Raw genomic sequence first — 21,493 nt, forward strand, 5'->3', positions numbered from 1 at the left:
TACCTTTTTTTTATTATGATAATTTTTAATAATTTATACGTTAAAAATATAAAGAAAAAACTCTATTTTGGATGTTTTTTTTTGTTTATGTAAAATCCAATTTTTAGGTATTACTAGTGGTGTTTTTTTATCTTTTTCGATATAAATAATTGAATTTTTTTTAATCCAATTATTTTTATTCAATAATATAATTGTTTTATTAAGTAAATTCATTTTATAAGGTGGATCTATAAATATTATATCATATGGTGTTCCATTTTTTTTTAGCCAATATATAGAATTAGTATGTATTATATTAATATTATTAATTTTTAATTTTTGTATATTTTTCAATAATGTTAATACTGTTTTTTTTTCTATTTCTAATGATGTAACTGATTTAGCATAGTGAGATATAGATTCTATTCCTAGTACACCACTGCCTGCAAAACAATCAAGACAATGAGCATTTTTAATGTTTTTTGATAACCAATTAAATAGAGTTTCACGTATACGGCTCATAGTAGGACGTACATTAGATGTATTAGAAAAAAATATTTTTTTTCCTTTAAATTGTCCAGCAGTAATAGAAACATAATTTTTTTTAAAAAAATAATTATTCATATTTTTAGATTATTAGTGTTAGTGATATAATTGATTATATTATGAATATATATAGGAAATTATTTTTTATATTCTTAAAAAATATTTTATTAAAATAAAAACTTGATTTATTAATAAAAAATAGGAAAAAATATCATGACAAATGATAAAAAGAAAAATTTTTTTTCTTGGTTAAAGTCAAAAATTAAATCAAATAAAACAATCGAAAAGATACAATATAATACAGAAATAGAACAAAAAAAAGATGATTTTTTTGTTAAAAATAATAATCTTGTTAATAATTCTAATAAAATAAAAAAAGAATTATGTGATAATAAAGATAATATTGATTGTCATACAATTATAAAAAGCAATTTTTTTTTAAAATTAAAAAACACTTTAATAAAAACAAAAAAAATTTTTAGTGATCAAATTAGTAGTATTTTTCTATCAAAAAAAATTGATAATTTTTTATTTGAGGAATTAGAAGAAAAAATGTTATTAGCTGATATTGGTATAGATACAACTAATTATATTATTAAAAGTCTAATAGATGAGATAAGTCATAAAAATGTATGTGATTCAGAGAAAGTATATAATTTATTAAAAAAAAAAATGAAATCTATTTTATATAGAGTAGAATTACCATTAAATATAAATAATAATATTCCTTTTATTATATTAGTAGTAGGAGTAAATGGAACAGGAAAAACAACAACAGTAATTAAATTGGCACAAAAATATAAATTGCAAAAAAAATCGGTTATGTTAGCTGCAGCAGATACTTTTCGAGCAGCAGGAATAGAGCAACTTCAAAAACTAGGTGAATTACACGATATTCCAGTCATATCTCATCAATCTGGTTCAGATCCGTCAGCAGTAACATTTGATGCAGTAAAATCTGCAATCTCTAAAAAGACGGATGTATTAATAATTGATACTGCTGGTAGATTACATAATAAAGTGCATTTAATGGAAGAATTAAAAAAAATTGTCAGGGTGATTAAGAAAATCAGTGCATCTGCCCCTCATGAAATAATGTTAGTTATTGATGCATGCAATGGGCAGAATACAATTAAACAAACAGAAATTTTTAATCAAGCATTAAAAATAACAGGTATTGTTATTACTAAATTAGATGGTACTGCTAAAGGTGGAATAATTTTTGCATTAGCACATCAATTTTCTATTCCTATTCGATATATTGGTATTGGTGAAAAATCAACAGATTTAGATGTATTTAATAGCCAAGATTTTGTTCAGGCAATATTTGATTCTAAAATAGAATAATTTTTTTTTAATATTATTATTTTGATATAGAATAAAAAATAGTTTATATTTTTTTACACATATAAATTTTTGATTTTATTTTTTAATTCAAGTATAATGATATTATCCCACATATATGATATAAAAATAATTATTTGATGCGGGAATCAAAATGATCAACAAAGTACAGATTTTATCTGTCACACCAATTGGTAATTTGGATGCTTATATTAGATTAGCAAATCTTTGGCCAATGCTATCATTAGAAGAAGAGAAAGCTCTTACTAAACGTTTGCGTTATGATACCGATTTAGATGCTGCGAAAATTTTAATTTTATCTCATCTTCGTTTTGTGATACATATTGCACGTCATTATTCAGGATATGGATTATTACAAGCAGATCTTATACAAGAAGGTAATATTGGTTTAATGAAGGCTGTTCGTCGTTTTAATCCAGAAATAGGAGTACGTCTTGTATCTTTTGCTGTACATTGGATAAAAGCTGAAATACATGAATATGTTCTTCGAAATTGGAGAATTGTAAAAGTTGCAACAACTAAATCACAACGAAAATTATTTTTTAATTTACGAAAAACAAAAAAAAGACTAGGTTGGTTCAATCAAGAAGAAATAGATATAGTTGCTCGAGAATTAGGTGTAAGTAGTGAAGATGTTAAAGAAATGGAATGTCGAATGTCCGCTCAAGATGTAACATTAAATCCTGTTCCTGAAGAAGATATAATAGACGGAAAAAATCATAGAATTGTTCCATATTTACAAGATAAAACATCTAATTTTTCTTATGGAATTGAACAAGATAATTGGGAACAATATGCAACTTCTAAATTAAGTCATGCATTATTACGATTAGATGAACGTAGTAGAAATATCATTCATGCGCGTTGGTTAGATGAAAATAAAAAAAATACTCTTCAAAATATTGCAAAAGATTATGGTATTTCTGCAGAAAGAGTACGTCAATTAGAAAAAAATGCTATGAAAAAATTAAAAATAGCTATAGAAAATTAATATTAATATATATATTTAATAAATACTAAAAGATCTCATTGTTGGTAATAAATTATTATATTTTTTAAAAATTACTCTTATTAAAAATAATCATGTGATTATTTTATAATTTTTTTCTAAAAAAGAAAGTTGTGATTGATTATTAATACCTAATATTTCTTGATCTTTATATGGTTGTACAGTTGGAATAAAGCATCCTTCTTGTACTGCAAATGAAATAATATCAGTAATATAGTATTCTTTTTTTAAATTATTATTGTTAATTTTTTGTATCCATTTTTTCAAATCTATTCCATTAACTATAAAAATTCCTGAATATATTTCTTTTATTTTTTTTTCATTAATATTTAGTTCATTATCTTCTATAATTTTTATTATTTTTCCATTTTTACGTAAAATTCTTCCATATCCATATGGTTTATTTATTTTCATTGTTAATAAAATAATTTTATGTTGTTTTTTATATTGTCTTAATCTTTCTATTGTTTTTTTTGAAATTAATGGTACATCTCCAGATAATACTAATATATCTTCATTATCGAGAATTTTTTTTTCAGCTTGTTTAACTGCATCTCCGGTACCTAATGGTTTATTTTGTAGAATCCATTCAATTGAATGATCTTTAATACAAGATGATATTGGTAAAATTTTTTGATTACAAATTAAAAATATTTTTCTTTTATTGATTTTTTGAGCTGTTTCAATGACATATTGTAAAATAGTTTTATTACCTAATTTATGTAATAATTTAGGACAATTAGATTCCATTCTTGTTCCTTTTCCAGCAGCAAGTATAATTATACTCATTTCTTTATTCAATATAAATATCCTTTTTTTATATTATTTATATAATTTTTTATAATAATATGATTTTTAAATTATGTATTAATTTTAAAATATAATATAAAACGAGGATAGATTTATCAATGAAAATTTTATATAATAATTATAATTATAAATATTTAATATTTTTAAGGTTTTTTAATGTACAAAATTATTGCATTGGATTTAGATGGTACTTTGTTATCTCCAAAATATGAAATAACAAATTATACTGAAAAGATCATTAAAAGTTTAATAGAAAAAAATTTTTATTTTATTTTTGCATCTGGACGACATTATATAGATATTACTTCTATTCAAGATAAATTAAAGATAAAGACTTTTATTATTTCTTCAAATGGTGCTCGAGTATATGATCTTAATAGAAAATTAATATTTAAAAAAAATTTAGAAATACATATTGCTCAGAACTTATGTAAAATAAAATATTTTGATAATGAAATTATTACTCAAGTATATTGTGATGATAATTGGTATATTAATAATAATGAAATTGATAATAAATTTTGTCCATCTCTTTCATCATTAAAATATAGATTTTTTAAACCTAATTCTCTAAATTATAGTAATATCAGTAAAATTTTTTTTACTAGTTGCAATATAAATAAAATGAATATTTTAGAAGAAGAAATTATACATTTGTGGGGTGATAATATTAATGCAAGTTATTCTATGCCTGGTTGTTTGGAAATAGTATCAGGAAAAACATCAAAAGGAGAGGGTTTAAAAAAAATATCTTCTCTTTTAGGAGTATCTTTAAAAAATTTTATATCTTTTGGAGATGGTATGAATGATAAAGAAATGCTTAGTATATCTGGAAAAGGATGCATTATGAAAAATGGAGATCCACGTTTAAAAATGATTCTACCTAATATAGAAATTATTGAAAGTAATGTCAATGATGGTGTAGCTTTATTTTTATATAATACATTTCTTAAAAATAATTCAATATAATTATTAGTATTATTTTTTATAAAAATATATTATTTTAAAAAATGAGGTTTCAATACATTTCGTACTAATGTTAAATTTGTATAAGTATGTAATTGTATGTAATTAATAAAATTTTGTATGACTAATTCTTTTTTTTCACTATTTCGTATTGCTGCATATAATCTTCTCCATATTCCATTACCTATTTTTCTTGTTACTATCAAACCCTGCCGTTCAAAATTATCTACTACCCAATGTGGTAAAGCGGTAATACCCATTTGTGCTGATACCATTTGTATTAAAAGTAAAGTATTATTTACATTTTTAAAAATAGGTATAATACCGGCTGGTTGTAAAAAATATTTCCATATATCTAATCTATAACGTTGAACAGGATAAGTCATTAGTATTTCAGAAGCTAAATCATTAGGTAAAATATCATCTTCTTTTTTTACCAAAGGATGATTAGGAGATAAAATTAAACGAACTTCAAAATCAAATATAGGTGCATAAAATAAATTACTTCTCGGTAATACTTCAGAAGTTAAAACTAGATCTAGGTTACCTTGTTGTAATGCTAATTGTGGGCTAAATATCATATCTGAATAGAAATCTATTTTAACTTTTGGCCAATTTTTTTGAAAAATTTTTAATGCTGGTGTTAACCATTGAATGCAACTATGACATTCAATTGCTACACGTAGCATCATAGGATGTGAATTAGTACAATGTTTTATAGCTTTTTGTATTTTAGGTAGAATTTCTTGAGATAATTTTAGTAAAATTTTACCTTGAAGAGTAAATTTCATTGGATGACTTTTTCTAATAAATAGTTTAAATCCTAGTTTTTTTTCTAATTGATTACATTGATGTGATATTGCAGATTGTGTTTGATGTAATTGAATTGCGGCAGCACTTAATGAACCGCTATTTTTTAATTCTTGAAGAGTTCGAAGATGTTTAATTTCAATCATGAGGTTCCTTCATATTCATAATGAACTATTTACGCTTGTAAATTTTATTTTATACTAGAATTATAGAGTATGTTTTAAATACAAATCAATGATAAATTTTTATAAATATCATTTTATAAAAATTTATAATAATAATAGGATAAATTATGACAATTTTATCTCATATATTGGGTTTTCCAAGAATTGGTTTACATCGGGAATTAAAAAAAGCACAAGAAAAATATTGGAATGGTAAAATTCAAAAAAAAGAACTATTAAATATTGGATCGCAGTTAAGACAAGATAATTGGAAAAAACAAAAAGAATCTGGTATAGATTATATTTCTGTAGGTGATTTTGCTTGGTATGATCATGTTCTTAATACTAGTATGATGTTAGGTAATATTCCTGAAAGATATAGATCAAATGGAAATCATGTTAATTTAGATATTTTATTTGGATTGGCAAAAGGTATATCACCAGATATTGCAGCTTGTGAAATGACAAAATGGTTTAATACAAATTACCATTATATAGTACCTGAATTTACTGAAAAATCAAACTTTACATTTTCTTGGAAGCAAATTTTAGAAGAAGTAGATGAAGCATTATTATTAGGTTATAAGGTTAAGCCTATATTATTAGGTCCTATAACATATTTATGGCTTGGAAAGGTAAAAGGAAAATTATTTGATCGTTTAGATTTATTAGATAAAATTATTCCAATATATCAAGATATATTGAAAGAATTATATAATCGTGGAATTAAATTTGTTCAAATAGATGAACCTATTTTAGTTTTAGATTTACCAAAAAAATGGAAAAAGTCGTATCAATATACATATTCTCGACTATGTAATAAAATTAAATTGTTATTAACAACTTATTTTAGTAGTATTTTACACAATATTGATTGGATTTGTAAAATTCCAGTACAAGGAATTCATATTGATCTTATTTATGGAAAATATAATATATTTGATTTAAATAATTATATACCAAAAGATTGGATATTATCTTTAGGTATAGTAAATGGTCGTAATATTTGGCGTTCTGATCTTATAAAATGGTTTCATACTATTATGACTATTGTTAAAGATCGTAAAAAATTACTAATTGCTTCATCTTGTTCTTTATTGCATATTCCAATTGATTTAGAATTAGAAACTAAATTAGATAATGAAGTAAAAAGCTGGTTTTCTTTTGCAATTCAAAAATGTTCAGAATTATCATTATTATGTAATGCATTAAATAATAATGATCATAGTATGCTTAAAGATTGGACTTCTCCTATTTATGAAAGACGTTTTTCAAAATATGTTCATAAAAAAGATGTTCAAGAAAGATTATCTAATATTCTTCCTAAAGATTATAATAGAATAAATACATATAATATACGTTCACAAGAACAAATAAAAAAATTTCAACTGCCTATTTTACCTACAACAACTATTGGATCTTTTCCTCAAACTAAAAATATAAGACAATTAAGAAATAATTTAAAACAAGGATTAATCACCACTGAAGAATATGAATTAAATATTAAAAAAAATATTAAAAAAGCTATTTCTATACAAGAAGAATTAGATATAGACGTTTTAGTACATGGAGAATTTGAACGAAATGATATGGTAGAATATTTTGGTGAATGTTTAGATGGATTTGTATTTACTGAGCATGCCTGGGTGCAAAGTTATGGATCTCGTTGTGTAAAACCTCCTATTATTATTGGAGATATTAGTCGCCATAATACTATGACTGTAAAATGGTCTCAATATGCTCAATCTTTAACTAATAATCCAGTAAAAGGTATGTTAACTGGTCCAGTTACAATTTTATTTTGGTCTTTTCCAAGAGAAGATATTTCATTAAAAAATATTTCTGAACAGATAGCGTTAGCATTACGTGATGAAGTACAAGATTTAGAAAAAGCAAATATAGATATTATTCAAATTGATGAACCAGCATTACGTGAAGGTTTACCATTACGTAAAGAATTATGGAATGAATATTTATCTTGGGCAGTTAATGCGTTTCGATTAAGTTCTTCAGGGGTAAAAAATAGTACTCAAATTCATACGCACATGTGCTATTGTGAATTTAATGATATTATTAGTTCTATTGCTTTATTAGATGCAGATGTAATTACTATCGAAGCTTCTCGTTCAGATATGGAATTATTAGAAGCATTTAAAAATTTTCAATATCCAAATGAAATCGGTCCTGGAATATATGATATTCATTCATCGAATATACCAAGTATAGAAGAAATGAAAAATAGATTATTAAAAGCGATGAATTATATTCCCTTAAAACGTCTTTGGATTAATCCAGATTGTGGTTTAAAAACACGAAGTTGGAAAGAAACCATTTTATCTTTACAAAATATGATGACAATGACTAAAAAAATTAGAAATACTATAGATAATAGTTAATGTTTATAAAAATAATAAATATTGAATCATCTTTTAGATTATTTTTTTTACTACAATCTAAATGATGATTTAATAATTATTTTAAAATATTGTTATTTAATTAAAAATTAAATATTAATGTTTAAAATGGCGTATTTTTGTAAAAATCATTGTAATATTTTTTTGATTAGCTGCTTCTATTACTTCTTTATCACGTATGGATCCTCCTGGTTGAATAATACAACTGATACCCATTGAAGCAGCATCATCTATACCATCTCTAAAAGGAAAAAATGCGTCAGAAGACATAGTTGCACCTATAATATTTTTATTTTTTTCTTTGATTTTCATATTAGCTATTTTTATTGAATCAATACGACTAGTTTGTCCAGCACCAATACTAAGAGTAATATTATTTTTTCCATATACTATTGCATTGGATTTTATAAATTTAGCAACTTTCCAACAAAAAATAGAATCTTTCAGTTCATCAGATGTTGGTAATCGATGTGTAACAAAATTCCATGTATCTAAAGTGGTATCATAGATATCGTATTCTTGAGCTATTAATCCATTATTAATTCTTTTAAAATCAATTCCATCTTTCGTATATTTATGCTTTCCTGTAATAAGTACTCGTATATTTTTTTTATTTTTTAATATTTTTATAGCAGATTCTTCAATATCAGTTGCTATAATAATTTCAACAAATTGATTATGAATAATTGTTTCAAGTGTGAGAGTATCTAATTTATCATTAAATGCAATCACTCCTCCAAATGCTGAAATACTATCAGCATGATAAGCAGATAAATATGATGTATATAATGATTTACTCATGGCAACACCACATGGGTTTCCATGTTTAACAATGACGCATGCTGGATATTGAAATTCTTTTACACATTCTAATGCTATATCAGAATCAGATATATTATTATAAGATAATAATTTTCCTTGAATTTGATAAGATCCACTGATAGTTCCAGAAAGAGATTTATTTTCTTCTACATATAAACATGCTTTTTGATGGGGATTTTCTCCATATCTTAAATTTTGTTTTTTAATAAAATTTATGTTTAAATTTTCTGGAAAAATATTTTTTTTATTTTTTTTATTGAATACATCATATTTATTAAAATATTTTTCAATTTTTTTTTCATATAATGATGTATATTTAAAGGCTTTACATGCCAAGTGAAAACGATGTTCTAAATTTATTATATTTTGATTAATATCATTCATAATTAATTGAAAATCTAAAAGATCTGTTATTATTATAACATCTTTATAATTTTTTGCAGCAGCGCGTACTAATGTTGGACCACCAATATCTATATTATTTATAAAATTATCTATATTTTTTGAATTTTCTTGGTTTTTTTCAGGAAATGGATAAAAATTCACTATAACTATATCTATTGGAATTATGTTATGTAAATGCATAATTTTTTGATCTTTTTTTCTTCGACCTAAAATTCCTGCCATAATTTTATGGTGTAATGTTTTTACGCGTCCATCCATAATTTCAGGAAATTGTGTATAATTTGATACTGATGTTACAGGTATATTATATTGATCAAATATTTTTTTTGTTCCACCTGTAGAAAATAAATTAATTTTATTATTTATTAATATTTTTGCTATTTCTATAATATTAGATTTATTTGAAACACTAATTAAAGCGTTTTGAATAATGTTCAATGATGACATAATATTTTTTCTTTATTGTAATATAAAAATTTTTATTAATTTTAATATATAATGATATTTATATTGTATATCAGGGGCATGATATATATACCCCTTCAAAAATTTTTAAAATTTCTTAGAATGATTTAATAACATTTTTTAATGTTTTTCCTGATACAAAGCTTGGTACTTTCGTTGCAGGTATACAAATTTCTTCACCTGTTTGTGGATTTCTTCCTGTACGAGATGGTCTTAAATTAACTTTAAACGTTCCAAATCCAAGAATTTGAACAGATTCACCTTTTTTTAGAGATTCAATAATGGCAGATAAAGTCATTTCCAAGGTAGATTTTATTTGTATTTTAGATAAATTAGATTTTTCAGATATTACTTGAATTAATTGAGTTTTATTCATTTTTTTTCTCTTTTATATAATATTTATAACATAAATAATTTTTAATATTTAAATTTATGCATCTTAATAATATTAAGATGATATAAAAATTAAGAAAAAACAATAAAATATATATTATTATTTATATACGATAGATATATATAATAAAAATATTTTTATTACATGACCATGTTTTCAGAGTAAAAAATTAAATTATTTTATTAATTATTTGTAATGTAAATAAAATTTATAAGTAATAATTTTAAAGTAAAATATATTATTATATATAAATATTTTTAAAATATTGTATTAATCAGATCATTTATAAATTTTTATATTGGATTTATATAAAATAACATAACAAATATATTAGAAACATTTTTTATTTAATGATAAAATTACGTAGGATTTTAATATTATTTTAAAATATATTATATTTCTATGAACCAAATAACAAATATAAATTTATACTTATTATCTGGTTTTTATTTGTCGCATTTTTAATTTATAAAATATAAAATATTAATATTTTTTGTTATTTATAAGGGTAGAATTTAATAGTTCTGATAAGTTAGCAGATGCTTCTTCAGCGCTAATGGATGTATTTGGTACTAAAGAATTGTCATTATTTGTATGGCGCCGATTTAACCTTTCTTTGTGATATGCATATCCTGTACCTGCAGGAATTAAACGGCCAACAATAACATTTTCTTTTAATCCTCTTAATTCATCTCTTTTTCCTGCTACTGCAGATTCTGTTAAAACGCGTGTTGTTTCTTGAAAAGAAGCTGCAGAGATAAAAGATTCAGTAGCAAGAGATGCTTTGGTTATACCTAATAAATCTCTAGAAAAAGTAGCTATTTTTTTGTTGTTTTTTTGTAAAAGACGATTCGATATTTTGATACGAGAGTATTCTACTTGTTCACCATCTAAAAAATTAGAATCACCAGATTTAACTATAGTAGCTTTTCGTAACATTTGTCTAATTATTACTTCTATATGTTTATCATTTATTTTTACACCTTGTAATCGATATACATCTTGTACTTCGTTTACAATATATCTAGTTACAGCTTGAACGCCTCTTAATCGTAAAATATCGTGTGGTGATTCTGGTCCGTCAGAAATAACATCACCACGTTCTACTCTTTCACCTTCAAATACATTTAATTGTCTCCATTTAGGAATCATTTCTTCATAAGGATCATTTCCATTGATGGGTGTAATGACTAATCTTCTTTTTCCTTTAGTTTCTTTTCCAAATGATATAATTCCGCTAATTTCAGCTAAAATTGCCAATTCTTTTGGTCGTCGTGCTTCAAATAAATCAGCAACTCTTGGTAGTCCACCTGTGATATCTTTAGTTCCTCCAGATTCTTGTGGAATTCTTGCTAAAGTATCACCAGAGCTAATATTAACACCATCATCTATCTGAATAATAGCTTTTCCTGGTAAAAAATATTGTGCAGGCATATCTGTTCCTGCAATAAGTACATCATTACCATTTTTATCTATAATTTTTAATGCTGGTCTTAAATCTTTACCAATTGACATTCTTTCAGCAGTATCTAATATTACTATAGATGTTAATCCTGTTAATTCATCAGCTTGTCTAGTAATACTTTGACCATCTATCATATCTATAAAACGGACATATCCATTAACTTCAGTAATAACAGGCATAGTGTGTGGATCCCATTTAGCAACAGTTTCTCCAGAATATGCTTGTGCTCCATGTCCCTTAGCCATAATAGCTCCATATGGAACTTTATAACTTTCTTTTGTTCTTCCGAATTGATCAATTATTTTCAATTCTACATTACGTGAAGTTATAACTATTTTCCCAGTAGAATTAGTTACAAATTTAGCATTGTTTAGACTAATAATACCTTTATTTTTGATTTGTATGCTAGATTCTGCAGCTGCTCTAGATGCAGCACCACCAATATGGAATGTACGCATAGTAAGTTGTGTTCCAGGTTCTCCTATAGATTGTGCTGCAATGACACCAATAGCTTCACCTTTGTTTACTAAATTTCCACGGGCTAAATCACGACCATAACAGTGTGCACATATACCAAAATTAGTATCACAATTAACTACAGAACGTACTTTTATAGTATCAATAGAATTTTCTTCTAAAAGATCACATAATTGTTCATTTAATAATGTATTACGATGTATTAATATTTTCTGAGTATGAGGTATAAAAATATTTTCTGCAGTAACTCGACCTAATACTCTTTCATGTAAAGGTTCTTTAACATCATCACCTTCAATTAAAGATGTCATTACAATACCTTCATATGTTTTACAATCATCTTGTGTAATGACTAAATCTTGTGCTACATCCACTAAACGACGTGTAAGATATCCAGAATTAGCAGTTTTTAATGCAGTATCAGCTAAACCTTTTCTTGCACCATGAGTAGAAATAAAATATTGTAATACATTTAATCCTTCTCTAAAATTAGCTGTAATAGGTGTTTCTATAATTGATCCATCTGGTTTAGCCATTAAACCCCGCATTCCTGCTAATTGCCGAATTTGCGCAGCAGAACCGCGTGCTCCTGAATCTGCCATCATAAATATACTATTAAAAGAAATTTGCTTTTCTTTTTTTCCGGTTTTATTAATAATAGATTCTGTGGATAAATTTTCCATCATAGCTTTAGCGACTCTTTCATTAGCAGCAGCCCAAATATCAATGACTTTATTATATCTTTCTCCTGCTGTAACTAATCCTGATTGAAATTGTTCTTGGATTTCTGCTACTTCTTCTTCTGCTTCATAAATAATATTTTCTTTTTTTGCTGGTATAACCATATCATCAATACCAACTGAAGCGCCTGATCTTGCGGCATATGCAAAACCGGTATACATTATTTGATCAGCAAAATCTACTGTTGGTTTTAATCCTAAAATACGATAACAAGTATTTAGCATTTTAGAAATATCTTTTTTACCTAACGTTTTATTAACAATGCTGAATGGTAGTCCTTTTGGTACTATCATCCATAGAATTGCTCTTCCAATAGTTGTATTTATTATTGTTATTTTTTTAGTAAAATTATTGTTGTCGCATTTTTCATATTCTATAATTTTAATTTTAGCTAAGGAGTGTAATTCAGCTAAATTTAATCGATATACTTTTTCTGCCTCATTTGGTCCATTTAAAATCATTCCTTCGCCTTTTCCATTAATTTTTTCACGTGTCATGTAGTACAATCCTAAAACTACATCTTGAGATGGTACAATAATAGGTTCTCCATTTGCTGGTGAAAGAATATTATTTGTTGACATCATTAAAGCACGTGATTCTAATTGAGACTCTATAGTTAATGGAACATGTACTGCCATTTGATCACCATCAAAATCAGCATTGTAAGCTGCACATACTAAAGGATGTAATTGAATGGCTTTACCTTCTACAAGAATAGGTTCAAATGCTTGAATACCTAATCTATGTAGTGTTGGTGCTCGATTTAATAATACAGGATGTTCTCGAATGACTTCATCTAAAATATCCCATACAATTGATTCTTCTTTTTCTACCATTTTTTTTGCAGCTTTAATAGTTGTAGCTAAACCACGTACTTCCAATTTTCCATAGATAAATGGTTTAAATAATTCCAATGCCATTTTTTTTGGTAGCCCACATTGATGTAAACGCAGGTAAGGTCCTACTGTAATAACTGAACGTCCTGAATAATCTACACGTTTTCCAAGAAGATTTTGTCGAAATCTTCCTTGCTTTCCTTTAATCATATCTGCTAATGATTTAAGAGGTCTTTTATTAGATCCTGTTATTGCTCTTCCCCGTCTTCCATTATCTAATAAAGCATCAACTGCTTCTTGTAACATTCTTTTTTCATTTCTTACAATGATATCTGGAGCAGATAAATCTAATAGTCTTTTTAATCTATTGTTTCTATTAATTACACGCCGATATAAATCATTTAAGTCTGATGTTGCGAAACGTCCGCCATCTAAAGGAACTAATGGTCTGAGATCAGGTGGTAATACTGGTAGTACAGTTAATATCATCCATTCTGGTTTATTATTTGATTGTATAAAAGCTTCTAATAATTTTATTCTTTTTGTTAATTTTTTTCGTTTTGTTTCAGAATTGGTTTCATTTAATTCTATTTTTAATAAATCACATTCTTGAATTAAATTTATATCTTTTAATAAAATTTGAACTGCTTCTGCACCCATTTTAGCGTTAAATTCATCTCCAAATTCTTCAATTGCATCTAGATATTGTTCTTCTGTAAGAATTTGACGCTTTTCTAAATTAGTAAGACCTGTTTCAACAACTACATAGGATTCAAAATATAAAACTCTTTCAATATCTCTTAATGGCATATCTAATAATAGACCAATGCGTGATGGTAAAGATTTTAAAAACCAAATATGTGCAGTAGGAGAGGATAGTTCGATATGCCCCATTCTTTCTCGTCTTACTTTGCTTTGAGTTACTTCTACTCCGCATTTTTCACAGATTACACCTCTGTGTTTTAATCGTTTATATTTTCCACAAAGACATTCATAATCTTTGACTGGTCCAAAAATACGAGCACAAAATAATCCATCACGTTCAGGTTTAAATGTTCTATAATTAATAGTTTCTGGTTTTTTAACTTCACCAAATGACCAAGATCTGATCATGTCAGGTGAAGCTAATGAAATTTTAATAGCATCAAAATCTTCATTTTTAGTTTGAGCTTTTAGAAATTTTAGTAAATCTTTCACGAAAAAGCTCCTGTCGGAGTGAAACGTTTAAGGTGATCAATTTATGATTTTTTGATTAATTTTATATTTTTTAAAAATATATTATTCATTTTCTAGTTCAATATTAATTCCTAAAGATCGAATTTCTTTCAAGAGTACGTTAAAAGATTCTGGCATACCAGGTTCCATTTGATGATTTCCATCTACAATATTTTTATACATTTTTGTTCGACCATTTACATCATCAGATTTTACAGTTAACATTTCTTGTAATGTATAAGATGCTCCATATGCCTCTAACGCCCAAACTTCCATTTCCCCAAAACGTTGTCCACCAAATTGTGCTTTTCCACCTAATGGTTGTTGTGTAACTAAGCTATATGAACCAGTAGAACGTGCATGCATTTTATCATCTACCAGATGATTGAGCTTTAACATATACATAAAACCTACAGTAACCGGTCTTTCAAATTTTTCACCTGTTCTTCCATCAAATAAAACAATTTGTCCAGAAGAAGGTAAATTAGCAAATTTTAATAATTTTTTAATTTCATTTTCTTGTGCACCATCAAATACAGGAGTAGCAATTGGTACGCCATTTTTTAAATTTTCTGCTAATTGGAGTACTTCTTCATTAGAAAATGTATCTAAATTTACTTTTTGTCTTAAATTTTCACCTAAATCAAAAACTTTTTGGATATATTTTCTCAAATTAGATATCTTTTCTTCTTTTTTAAGCATGGCATTAATTTGATCACCAATTCCTTTGGCTGCCATGCCAAGATGTGTTTCTAATATTTGCCCAATATTCATACGAGATGGAACGCCTAATGGATTTAAAACGATATCAACAGGTGTTCCATGTTCATCATAAGGCATATCTTCAATAGGATTAATTTTAGAAATAACACCTTTATTTCCATGTCTTCCTGCCATTTTATCACCAGGTTGAATTTGACGTTTGACTGCTAAATATACTTTAACAATTTTTAAAATTCCTGGAGAAAGATCATCACCTTGTGTTATTTTTCGACGTTTATTTTCAATTTTTTTATTAAATTTAGCTTTTAATGCACTATGTTGTTTTGATAGTTTTTCTATTTTTTGTTTTTTTATTTTATCTTTGATATCTATGGTAAACCATTTTTCATAGGGTAATTGATTCAGTATTTCTATATTAATATTATAAGATAGTAATATTTTTTTTATATGAATAAATAAGCTACATTCAAATATTTTAAATTCTTCTGTAATATCTTTTTTTGCTTTTTTTAATTGCATTTCTTCAATTTCTATAGATCTCTTATCTTTTTTCACACCTTCTCTTGTAAAAATTTGAACATCAATTACTGTTCCAGACATTCCATTAGGTACTCGTAATGAAGAATCTTTTACATCCGAGGCTTTTTCACCAAAAATAGCACGTAATAATTTTTCTTCTGGTGTTAGTTGTGTTTCACCTTTAGGAGTGACTTTTCCTACTAATATGTCTCCTTCTGTTACTTCTGCACCAACATAAACGATTCCTGATTCATCTAGTTTTGATAAAGCTGCTTCACCTACATTAGGTATATCTGAACTAATATCTTCTGGTCCTAGTTTAGTATCTCTAGAAATACACGATAATTCTTGGATATGAATAGTAGTAAATCGATCTTCTTGTACTACTTTTTCTGATACTAAAATAGAATCTTCAAAGTTATATCCATTCCATGGCATAAAAGCTACTCGCATATTTTGTCCTAATGCTAATTCACCAAGATCAGTAGATGGTCCATCTGCTAAAACATCACCTTTTTCAATTTTTTCATTTAATTTTACACAAGGTTTTTGGTTAATACATGTATTTTGATTAGATCTTGTATATTTAGTTAAATTATAAATATCAATTCCAGCTTCATTTGAATTCATTTCTTTTTCATTAACCCTAATTACAATACGAGATGCATCAATATATTGAATAACTCCACCTCTTTTTGCAACTGCTGTAACACCTGAATCTACTGCTACTGCTCTTTCCATTCCCGTACCCACTAAAGGTTTGTCTGTTTTTAATGTGGGTACAGCTTGACGTTGCATATTAGCACCCATTAAAGCTCTATTAGCATCATCATGTTCTAAAAAAGGTATTAAAGAAGCTCCTACTGAGACAATTTGTTGTGTTGAAACATCCATATAATGTACTTGTTCTGCATTGAATAAACCAGATTCACCTTTATGTCTGCAAGTTACTAAATCATGAGTAAAACAACCATTTTGATCAAGATTAGTATTAGCTTGAGCAATAATATAATTTCCTTCTTCAATAGCAGATAAATATTGAATTTCTTTAGTGACTAAATTATTTCGTACTTTTCGATAAGGTGTTTCTAAAAAACCATATGAATTAGTTTGAGCATAAACAGATAAAGAATTAATTAATCCAATATTTGGTCCTTCAGGTGTTTCGATTGGACAAACTCTACCATAATGTGTTGGGTGGACATCACGAACTTCAAATCCTGCTCTTTCTCTGGTTAATCCTCCTAATCCTAACGCTGAAATACGTCTTTTATGTGTGATTTCTGATAAGGGGTTGTTTTGATCCATAAATTGGGATAATTGACTAGAACCAAAAAATTCTTTAACAGCTGCTGATATAGGTTTAGCATTAATCATATCTTGTGGCATTAATGTATCTAAATCACCTATAGATAATCTTTCTTTTACAGCTCTTTCAACTCGAACTAATCCAATTCTAAATTGATTTTCTGCCATTTCTCCAACAGATCTAATTCTTCTATTACCTAAATGATCAATATCATCTACTTCTCCTTTTCCATTTCTAATATCAATTAATTTTTTAATAACATCAATAATATCATTTTTATCTAAAGTACCAGGTCCTTCAATTGTATCTCGAAATAGAGATCGATTAAATTTCATTCTTCCTACAGAAGATAAATCATATCTATCTTCTAAAAAAAATAAATTTTCAAATAAATTTTCTGTTGCTTCTTTTGTAGGAGGTTCTCCAGGTCTCATAACTCGATAAATTTCTATCAATGCACTAGAACGATCAGAAGAAGAATCAATTCGAAGTGTTTCAGATATATATGGACCATGATCTAAATCATTGGTAAATATTGTTTCAATAGATGAAAAATTAAGTTTTTGTAATTGTGTTAAATTTTCTAATGACAATTCTGTATTAGCAGATACAATTATATCTCCAGTAATTTTATTAATATAGTTTTTTGATATTACTCTACCTAAAAGATATTCTATTGGAACTTCAATAGATGTAATTTTATTTTTTTTTAATTCTTGAATATGTCTAGCTGTAATACGACGCCCTTTTTCGACATAGATAATATCATTTTTTTCAATGTTAAATGATGCAGTTTCACCACGTAATCTTTCTGGTACTAGATTTAGTTGAATAATATTATTATTAATTTGAAAAATATTTTTTTCAAAAAAAATATCTAATATTTGTTCTGTATTATAATTAAGTGCACGTAAAATAATACTTACTGGTAGTTTTCTTCTTCTATCAATTCGGACAAATAAATTGTCTTTTGGATCAAATTCAAAATCTAACCAAGATCCACGATAAGGAATAATTCTAGCATTATATAAAACTTTACCTGAAGAGTGTGTTTTTCCTTTATCACTGTCAAAAAAAACTCCTGGACTACGGTGCAATTGTGATACTACAACTCTTTCTGTACCATTAATAATAAAGGTTCCATTATTAGTCATTAAAGGTATTTCACCCATGTATACTTCTTGCTCTTTAATATCTTTAACTTTTGCTTCGGATGTTTCTCTTTCATAGATAATGAGTCGGAGTTTTACTCTTAATGGCGAAGAATAAGTAGCACCTCTTATTTGACATTCCTTTACATTAAATATAGATTTTCCTAATCTATAACTGACATATTGTAGTTCAGCATTTCCATTATAACTATTAATTGGAAAAACAGATCTAAATGCTGCTTCTAATCCATGTTGACCTTTTATATCTTGTTGTATAAATTTTTTAAAAGAATTTAGTTGAATAGAAAGAAGATATGGTATATCTAAAACTTGAGGACGTTTTCCAAAATCCTTACGAATGCGTTTTTTTTCAGTGTAAGAGTAAACCATGGGGTTCCTCAATTCTTTGACGAATAATTAGTTTCTAAATGTATTTTAACAGGAGAGATAATGTTTATATTTTATTAATTATATAAATTAATATTTTTTTATAAAATTAATTTTTCATTATATAATATTCTTAAAATGGCTGGTGTTCACATTGCACCAGCCTTTTTAAAGGATTAATTAAATTATAGTGATAATAGATTTTATTTGATTTCGATTTCAGCACCAACATCTTCTAGTGTTTTTTTAAGTGATTCTGCATCTTCTTTACTAATATTTTCTTTTAATACTGTTGGAGCAGATTCTACTAAATCTTTTGCTTCTTTTAATCCTAATCCTGTAGCGCTACGTACAGTTTTAATTACAGATACTTTATTTGGGCCAATCACTTTTAGAAAGATATCAAATTCTGTTTTTTCTTCAACGGCATTATTTTCTGTATTATTATTAGTATTCATGGCCATATTTGCAGAAACACCAAATTTTTCTTCCATTGCAGAAATTAATTCTACAATATTCATTACAGACATTGTTGATACAGCTTCTAAAATTTGTTCTTTAGTAATAGACATAAATATTTATTCCTAATGACTATATAAACTTATATTAAATATTAACAATATATTAAAATAATAATTATTTATAAGTTTTCTTTTTGTTTTTTTATAGCAGATAATGTATAAACAAGTTTTCCAATAGATGCTATTTTTAATGTTAATATTAATTTAATAATTGCTTCTTTATGCGTAGGCATATCTGCAAGTTGATTAATTTCTAAAAGTGATAGTATTTTTCCTTCAAATACACCTCCTGTAATTTTAAATTGATTATTTTTTATTGAAAATTCTTTAAATAATCTTGCACCACTTCCTGGATGTTGCATAGAATATGCAATAAAAGTTGAACCTTTTATATTTTTTTGTAAACATTCAAAAGATGTATTTTTAATAGCTAAAGATAATAAAGTATTTTGTACAACACTCATTGTAACGCCTATTTTACGTCCATCTTTTCGCAACTGATTCATTGTATTAACATTAATATTTTGTGAATCTGCCGTTATTGCAGAAAGTGCTATATTAGAAATTTCATGAATTTTAGATACAATTGTTTTTTTTTTCTGAAGATTTAATGCCATTTATGCGAGTCTCCCGTATTTTTATTTATAAAATAAATTAATATTAATTTTTAAATTACATAGTTTTAGTATCATCATACTTTAATTATAAAATTAATTTATTAATATAATCGATATATGATGTTAAAAATATATTTAATGAAAATTAATTTTTTTTGGATGTTTATTAAAAAACGGGGACATCATTATAGATAATTTTTTGTATAACGTCTAGTATATAATAGAAATTACTTTTTTAAATTAATAAACTAGATGGATCAATAGTTAATCCTATTCCCATAGTTGTTGATAATGTGATTTTTTTTATATATATTCCCTTTGATTGCGGTGGTTTTGATTTTTTAATAGATTCTAAGAATGTATGAAAATTTTCTTTAATTTTATTTTTATGAAAATTTAAACGTCCAATAGTAGCGTGAATAATGCCATTTTTATCGTTTCGGTAACAGATTTGTCCTGTTTTAGCATTTTTTATGGCATGAGCAATATTTGTAGTGACTGTACCTAGTTTAGGATTAGGCATTAAACCTCTAGGTCCTAAAATATGACCAATTGTTGTTACTATTTTCATAGCATCTGGAGATGCAATGACAGTATCAAAATTTATACCTTGTTTTTTTATCTTTTCAACTAAATCGTCCATTCCTATTAGTTCTGCACCAGCTTTTTCAGCAATTTCAATATTATTACCTTGAGTAAATACCGCTACTCTAACAGAACGTCCAGTACCATTAGGTAGAATGATTGATCCTCTGATATTTTGATCTGATTTTTTAGGATTAATTCCTAAATTAATTGCAATATCAATACTTTCAATAAATTTTACGGTAGATGAATTTTTTAATAATTCTATAGATTCATCAATATGATATAATTTTTTTAAATCAATTTGATCATGGATATTTTTTTTTATTTTAGTATTTTTATTCATTCTTATTCCTTTATAGTTAAACCGATGGAACGAGCAGTTCCTTCAATAGAACGAATAATATTTTTAATATTAGAACCAGTCATATCATCTTGTTTTATGATTGCTATTTCTTTAATTTGTTCATGAGTAACTGTTCCAATATTTTCTATTTTTGGTTTTTTGGAGCCTGATTTGATACCTGCTGCTTTTTTTAATAAAATAGAAGCTGGTGGAGTTTTTGTAATAAATGTAAAAGAACGATCTGAATAAACAGTAATGATTACTGGAATTGGTAATCCTTTTTCTATTTTTTCGGTTTTAGCATTAAAGGATTTACAAAATTCCATAATATTTAGACCTTTTTGACCTAATGCTGGACCAATCGGAGGGCTTGGATTCGCCATTCCTGCAGATACTTGTAATTTAATATAAGATTGTATTTTTTTAGCCATTGTATAATCTCTTGATAATAT

The 21,493-nt window shown here is 26.0% G+C and carries 15 protein-coding genes; 4 read left to right on the forward strand and 11 right to left on the reverse strand.

Translation table 11 applies throughout. From position 1 onward, the window contains the following. Positions 1-33: 33 nt before the first annotated feature. On the reverse strand, positions 34-603 hold the full coding sequence (rsmD, locus tag ACOI1G_RS01150; protein WP_422667497.1) for a 16S rRNA (guanine(966)-N(2))-methyltransferase RsmD: 570 nt from the start codon (positions 601-603) through the stop codon (positions 34-36). Positions 604-738: 135 nt separating this feature from the next. On the opposite strand from rsmD, the gene ftsY reads away from it, so the two are divergent. Further along, entirely contained in the window at positions 739-1,872 is a 1,134-nt protein-coding gene (gene ftsY / locus ACOI1G_RS01155; RefSeq protein ID WP_422667498.1) for a signal recognition particle-docking protein FtsY, read from the forward strand. A gap of 151 nt (positions 1,873-2,023) precedes the next feature. Then, a complete protein-coding gene (gene rpoH / locus ACOI1G_RS01160) occupies positions 2,024-2,881 on the forward strand; it encodes an RNA polymerase sigma factor RpoH (protein WP_422667499.1) in 858 nt (285 codons plus the stop codon). 90 nt (positions 2,882-2,971) lie between these two features. Here the strand turns inward: rpoH and ACOI1G_RS01165 are convergent, their stop codons facing one another. Then, on the reverse strand, positions 2,972-3,700 hold the full coding sequence (locus tag ACOI1G_RS01165; protein ID WP_422667500.1) for a sugar phosphate nucleotidyltransferase: 729 nt from the start codon (positions 3,698-3,700) through the stop codon (positions 2,972-2,974). 165 nt (positions 3,701-3,865) lie between these two features. Here ACOI1G_RS01165 and ACOI1G_RS01170 point away from each other — a divergent pair, with 165 nt between their 5' ends. Then, the gene (locus ACOI1G_RS01170) at positions 3,866-4,678 is read left to right on the forward strand and encodes a Cof-type HAD-IIB family hydrolase (protein WP_422667501.1); all 813 of its coding nucleotides are present in this window, start codon (positions 3,866-3,868) and stop codon (positions 4,676-4,678) included. A 29-nt stretch (positions 4,679-4,707) separates the two neighbouring features. Here ACOI1G_RS01170 and metR read toward each other — a convergent pair whose 3' ends face one another. Continuing rightward, a complete protein-coding gene (gene metR, locus ACOI1G_RS01175; RefSeq protein ID WP_422667502.1) occupies positions 4,708-5,631 on the reverse strand; it encodes an HTH-type transcriptional regulator MetR in 924 nt (307 codons plus the stop codon). 146 nt (positions 5,632-5,777) lie between these two features. On the opposite strand from metR, the gene metE reads away from it, so the two are divergent. Continuing rightward, the gene (gene metE, locus ACOI1G_RS01180) at positions 5,778-8,045 is read left to right on the forward strand and encodes a 5-methyltetrahydropteroyltriglutamate--homocysteine S-methyltransferase (RefSeq protein WP_422667503.1); all 2,268 of its coding nucleotides are present in this window, start codon (positions 5,778-5,780) and stop codon (positions 8,043-8,045) included. A gap of 114 nt (positions 8,046-8,159) precedes the next feature. Here the strand turns inward: metE and purH are convergent, their stop codons facing one another. The 8 genes from purH to rplK form a co-directional block, all read right to left on the reverse strand. Beyond that, the gene (purH, locus tag ACOI1G_RS01185; RefSeq protein WP_422667504.1) at positions 8,160-9,737 is read right to left on the reverse strand and encodes a bifunctional phosphoribosylaminoimidazolecarboxamide formyltransferase/IMP cyclohydrolase; all 1,578 of its coding nucleotides are present in this window, start codon (positions 9,735-9,737) and stop codon (positions 8,160-8,162) included. 115 nt (positions 9,738-9,852) lie between these two features. Next, on the reverse strand, positions 9,853-10,131 hold the full coding sequence (locus ACOI1G_RS01190) for an HU family DNA-binding protein (RefSeq protein WP_422667505.1): 279 nt from the start codon (positions 10,129-10,131) through the stop codon (positions 9,853-9,855). A gap of 501 nt (positions 10,132-10,632) precedes the next feature. Further along, on the reverse strand, positions 10,633-14,865 hold the full coding sequence (rpoC, locus tag ACOI1G_RS01195; RefSeq protein ID WP_422667506.1) for a DNA-directed RNA polymerase subunit beta': 4,233 nt from the start codon (positions 14,863-14,865) through the stop codon (positions 10,633-10,635). An 81-nt stretch (positions 14,866-14,946) separates the two neighbouring features. After that, entirely contained in the window at positions 14,947-18,975 is a 4,029-nt protein-coding gene (rpoB, locus tag ACOI1G_RS01200) for a DNA-directed RNA polymerase subunit beta (RefSeq protein ID WP_422667507.1), read from the reverse strand. Positions 18,976-19,175: 200 nt separating this feature from the next. Beyond that, a complete protein-coding gene (gene rplL, locus ACOI1G_RS01205; RefSeq protein WP_422667508.1) occupies positions 19,176-19,544 on the reverse strand; it encodes a 50S ribosomal protein L7/L12 in 369 nt (122 codons plus the stop codon). Between the two features lie 68 nt (positions 19,545-19,612). Further along, positions 19,613-20,110, reverse strand: a complete 498-nt coding sequence (rplJ, locus tag ACOI1G_RS01210; RefSeq protein ID WP_422667509.1) for a 50S ribosomal protein L10 — start codon at positions 20,108-20,110, stop codon at positions 19,613-19,615. A 235-nt stretch (positions 20,111-20,345) separates the two neighbouring features. Beyond that, the gene (gene rplA / locus ACOI1G_RS01215) at positions 20,346-21,041 is read right to left on the reverse strand and encodes a 50S ribosomal protein L1 (RefSeq protein WP_422667510.1); all 696 of its coding nucleotides are present in this window, start codon (positions 21,039-21,041) and stop codon (positions 20,346-20,348) included. 2 nt (positions 21,042-21,043) lie between these two features. Continuing rightward, entirely contained in the window at positions 21,044-21,472 is a 429-nt protein-coding gene (rplK, locus tag ACOI1G_RS01220) for a 50S ribosomal protein L11 (RefSeq protein WP_422667511.1), read from the reverse strand. Positions 21,473-21,493: the final 21 nt, after the last annotated feature.

Origin of the sequence: Buchnera aphidicola (Pterocomma populeum) (assembly GCF_049314985.1) — a bacterium.
Taxonomy (GTDB): domain Bacteria; phylum Pseudomonadota; class Gammaproteobacteria; order Enterobacterales; family Enterobacteriaceae; genus Buchnera; species Buchnera aphidicola_BQ.

Coding starts and splice junctions, on each gene's coding strand:
- rplJ (WP_422667509.1), bottom strand. CDS start 20,110: ATGGCATTAAATCTTCAGAAAAAAAAAACAATTGTATCTAAAATTCAT.
- rplA (WP_422667510.1), bottom strand. CDS start 21,041: ATGAATAAAAATACTAAAATAAAAAAAAATATCCATGATCAAATTGAT.
- metE (WP_422667503.1), top strand. CDS start 5,778: ATGACAATTTTATCTCATATATTGGGTTTTCCAAGAATTGGTTTACAT.
- ftsY (WP_422667498.1), top strand. CDS start 739: ATGACAAATGATAAAAAGAAAAATTTTTTTTCTTGGTTAAAGTCAAAA.
- metR (WP_422667502.1), bottom strand. CDS start 5,631: ATGATTGAAATTAAACATCTTCGAACTCTTCAAGAATTAAAAAATAGC.
- purH (WP_422667504.1), bottom strand. CDS start 9,737: ATGTCATCATTGAACATTATTCAAAACGCTTTAATTAGTGTTTCAAAT.
- ACOI1G_RS01190 (WP_422667505.1), bottom strand. CDS start 10,131: ATGAATAAAACTCAATTAATTCAAGTAATATCTGAAAAATCTAATTTA.
- rpoH (WP_422667499.1), top strand. CDS start 2,024: ATGATCAACAAAGTACAGATTTTATCTGTCACACCAATTGGTAATTTG.
- rsmD (WP_422667497.1), bottom strand. CDS start 603: ATGAATAATTATTTTTTTAAAAAAAATTATGTTTCTATTACTGCTGGA.
- ACOI1G_RS01170 (WP_422667501.1), top strand. CDS start 3,866: ATGTACAAAATTATTGCATTGGATTTAGATGGTACTTTGTTATCTCCA.
- rplK (WP_422667511.1), bottom strand. CDS start 21,472: ATGGCTAAAAAAATACAATCTTATATTAAATTACAAGTATCTGCAGGA.
- rpoB (WP_422667507.1), bottom strand. CDS start 18,975: ATGGTTTACTCTTACACTGAAAAAAAACGCATTCGTAAGGATTTTGGA.
- rplL (WP_422667508.1), bottom strand. CDS start 19,544: ATGTCTATTACTAAAGAACAAATTTTAGAAGCTGTATCAACAATGTCT.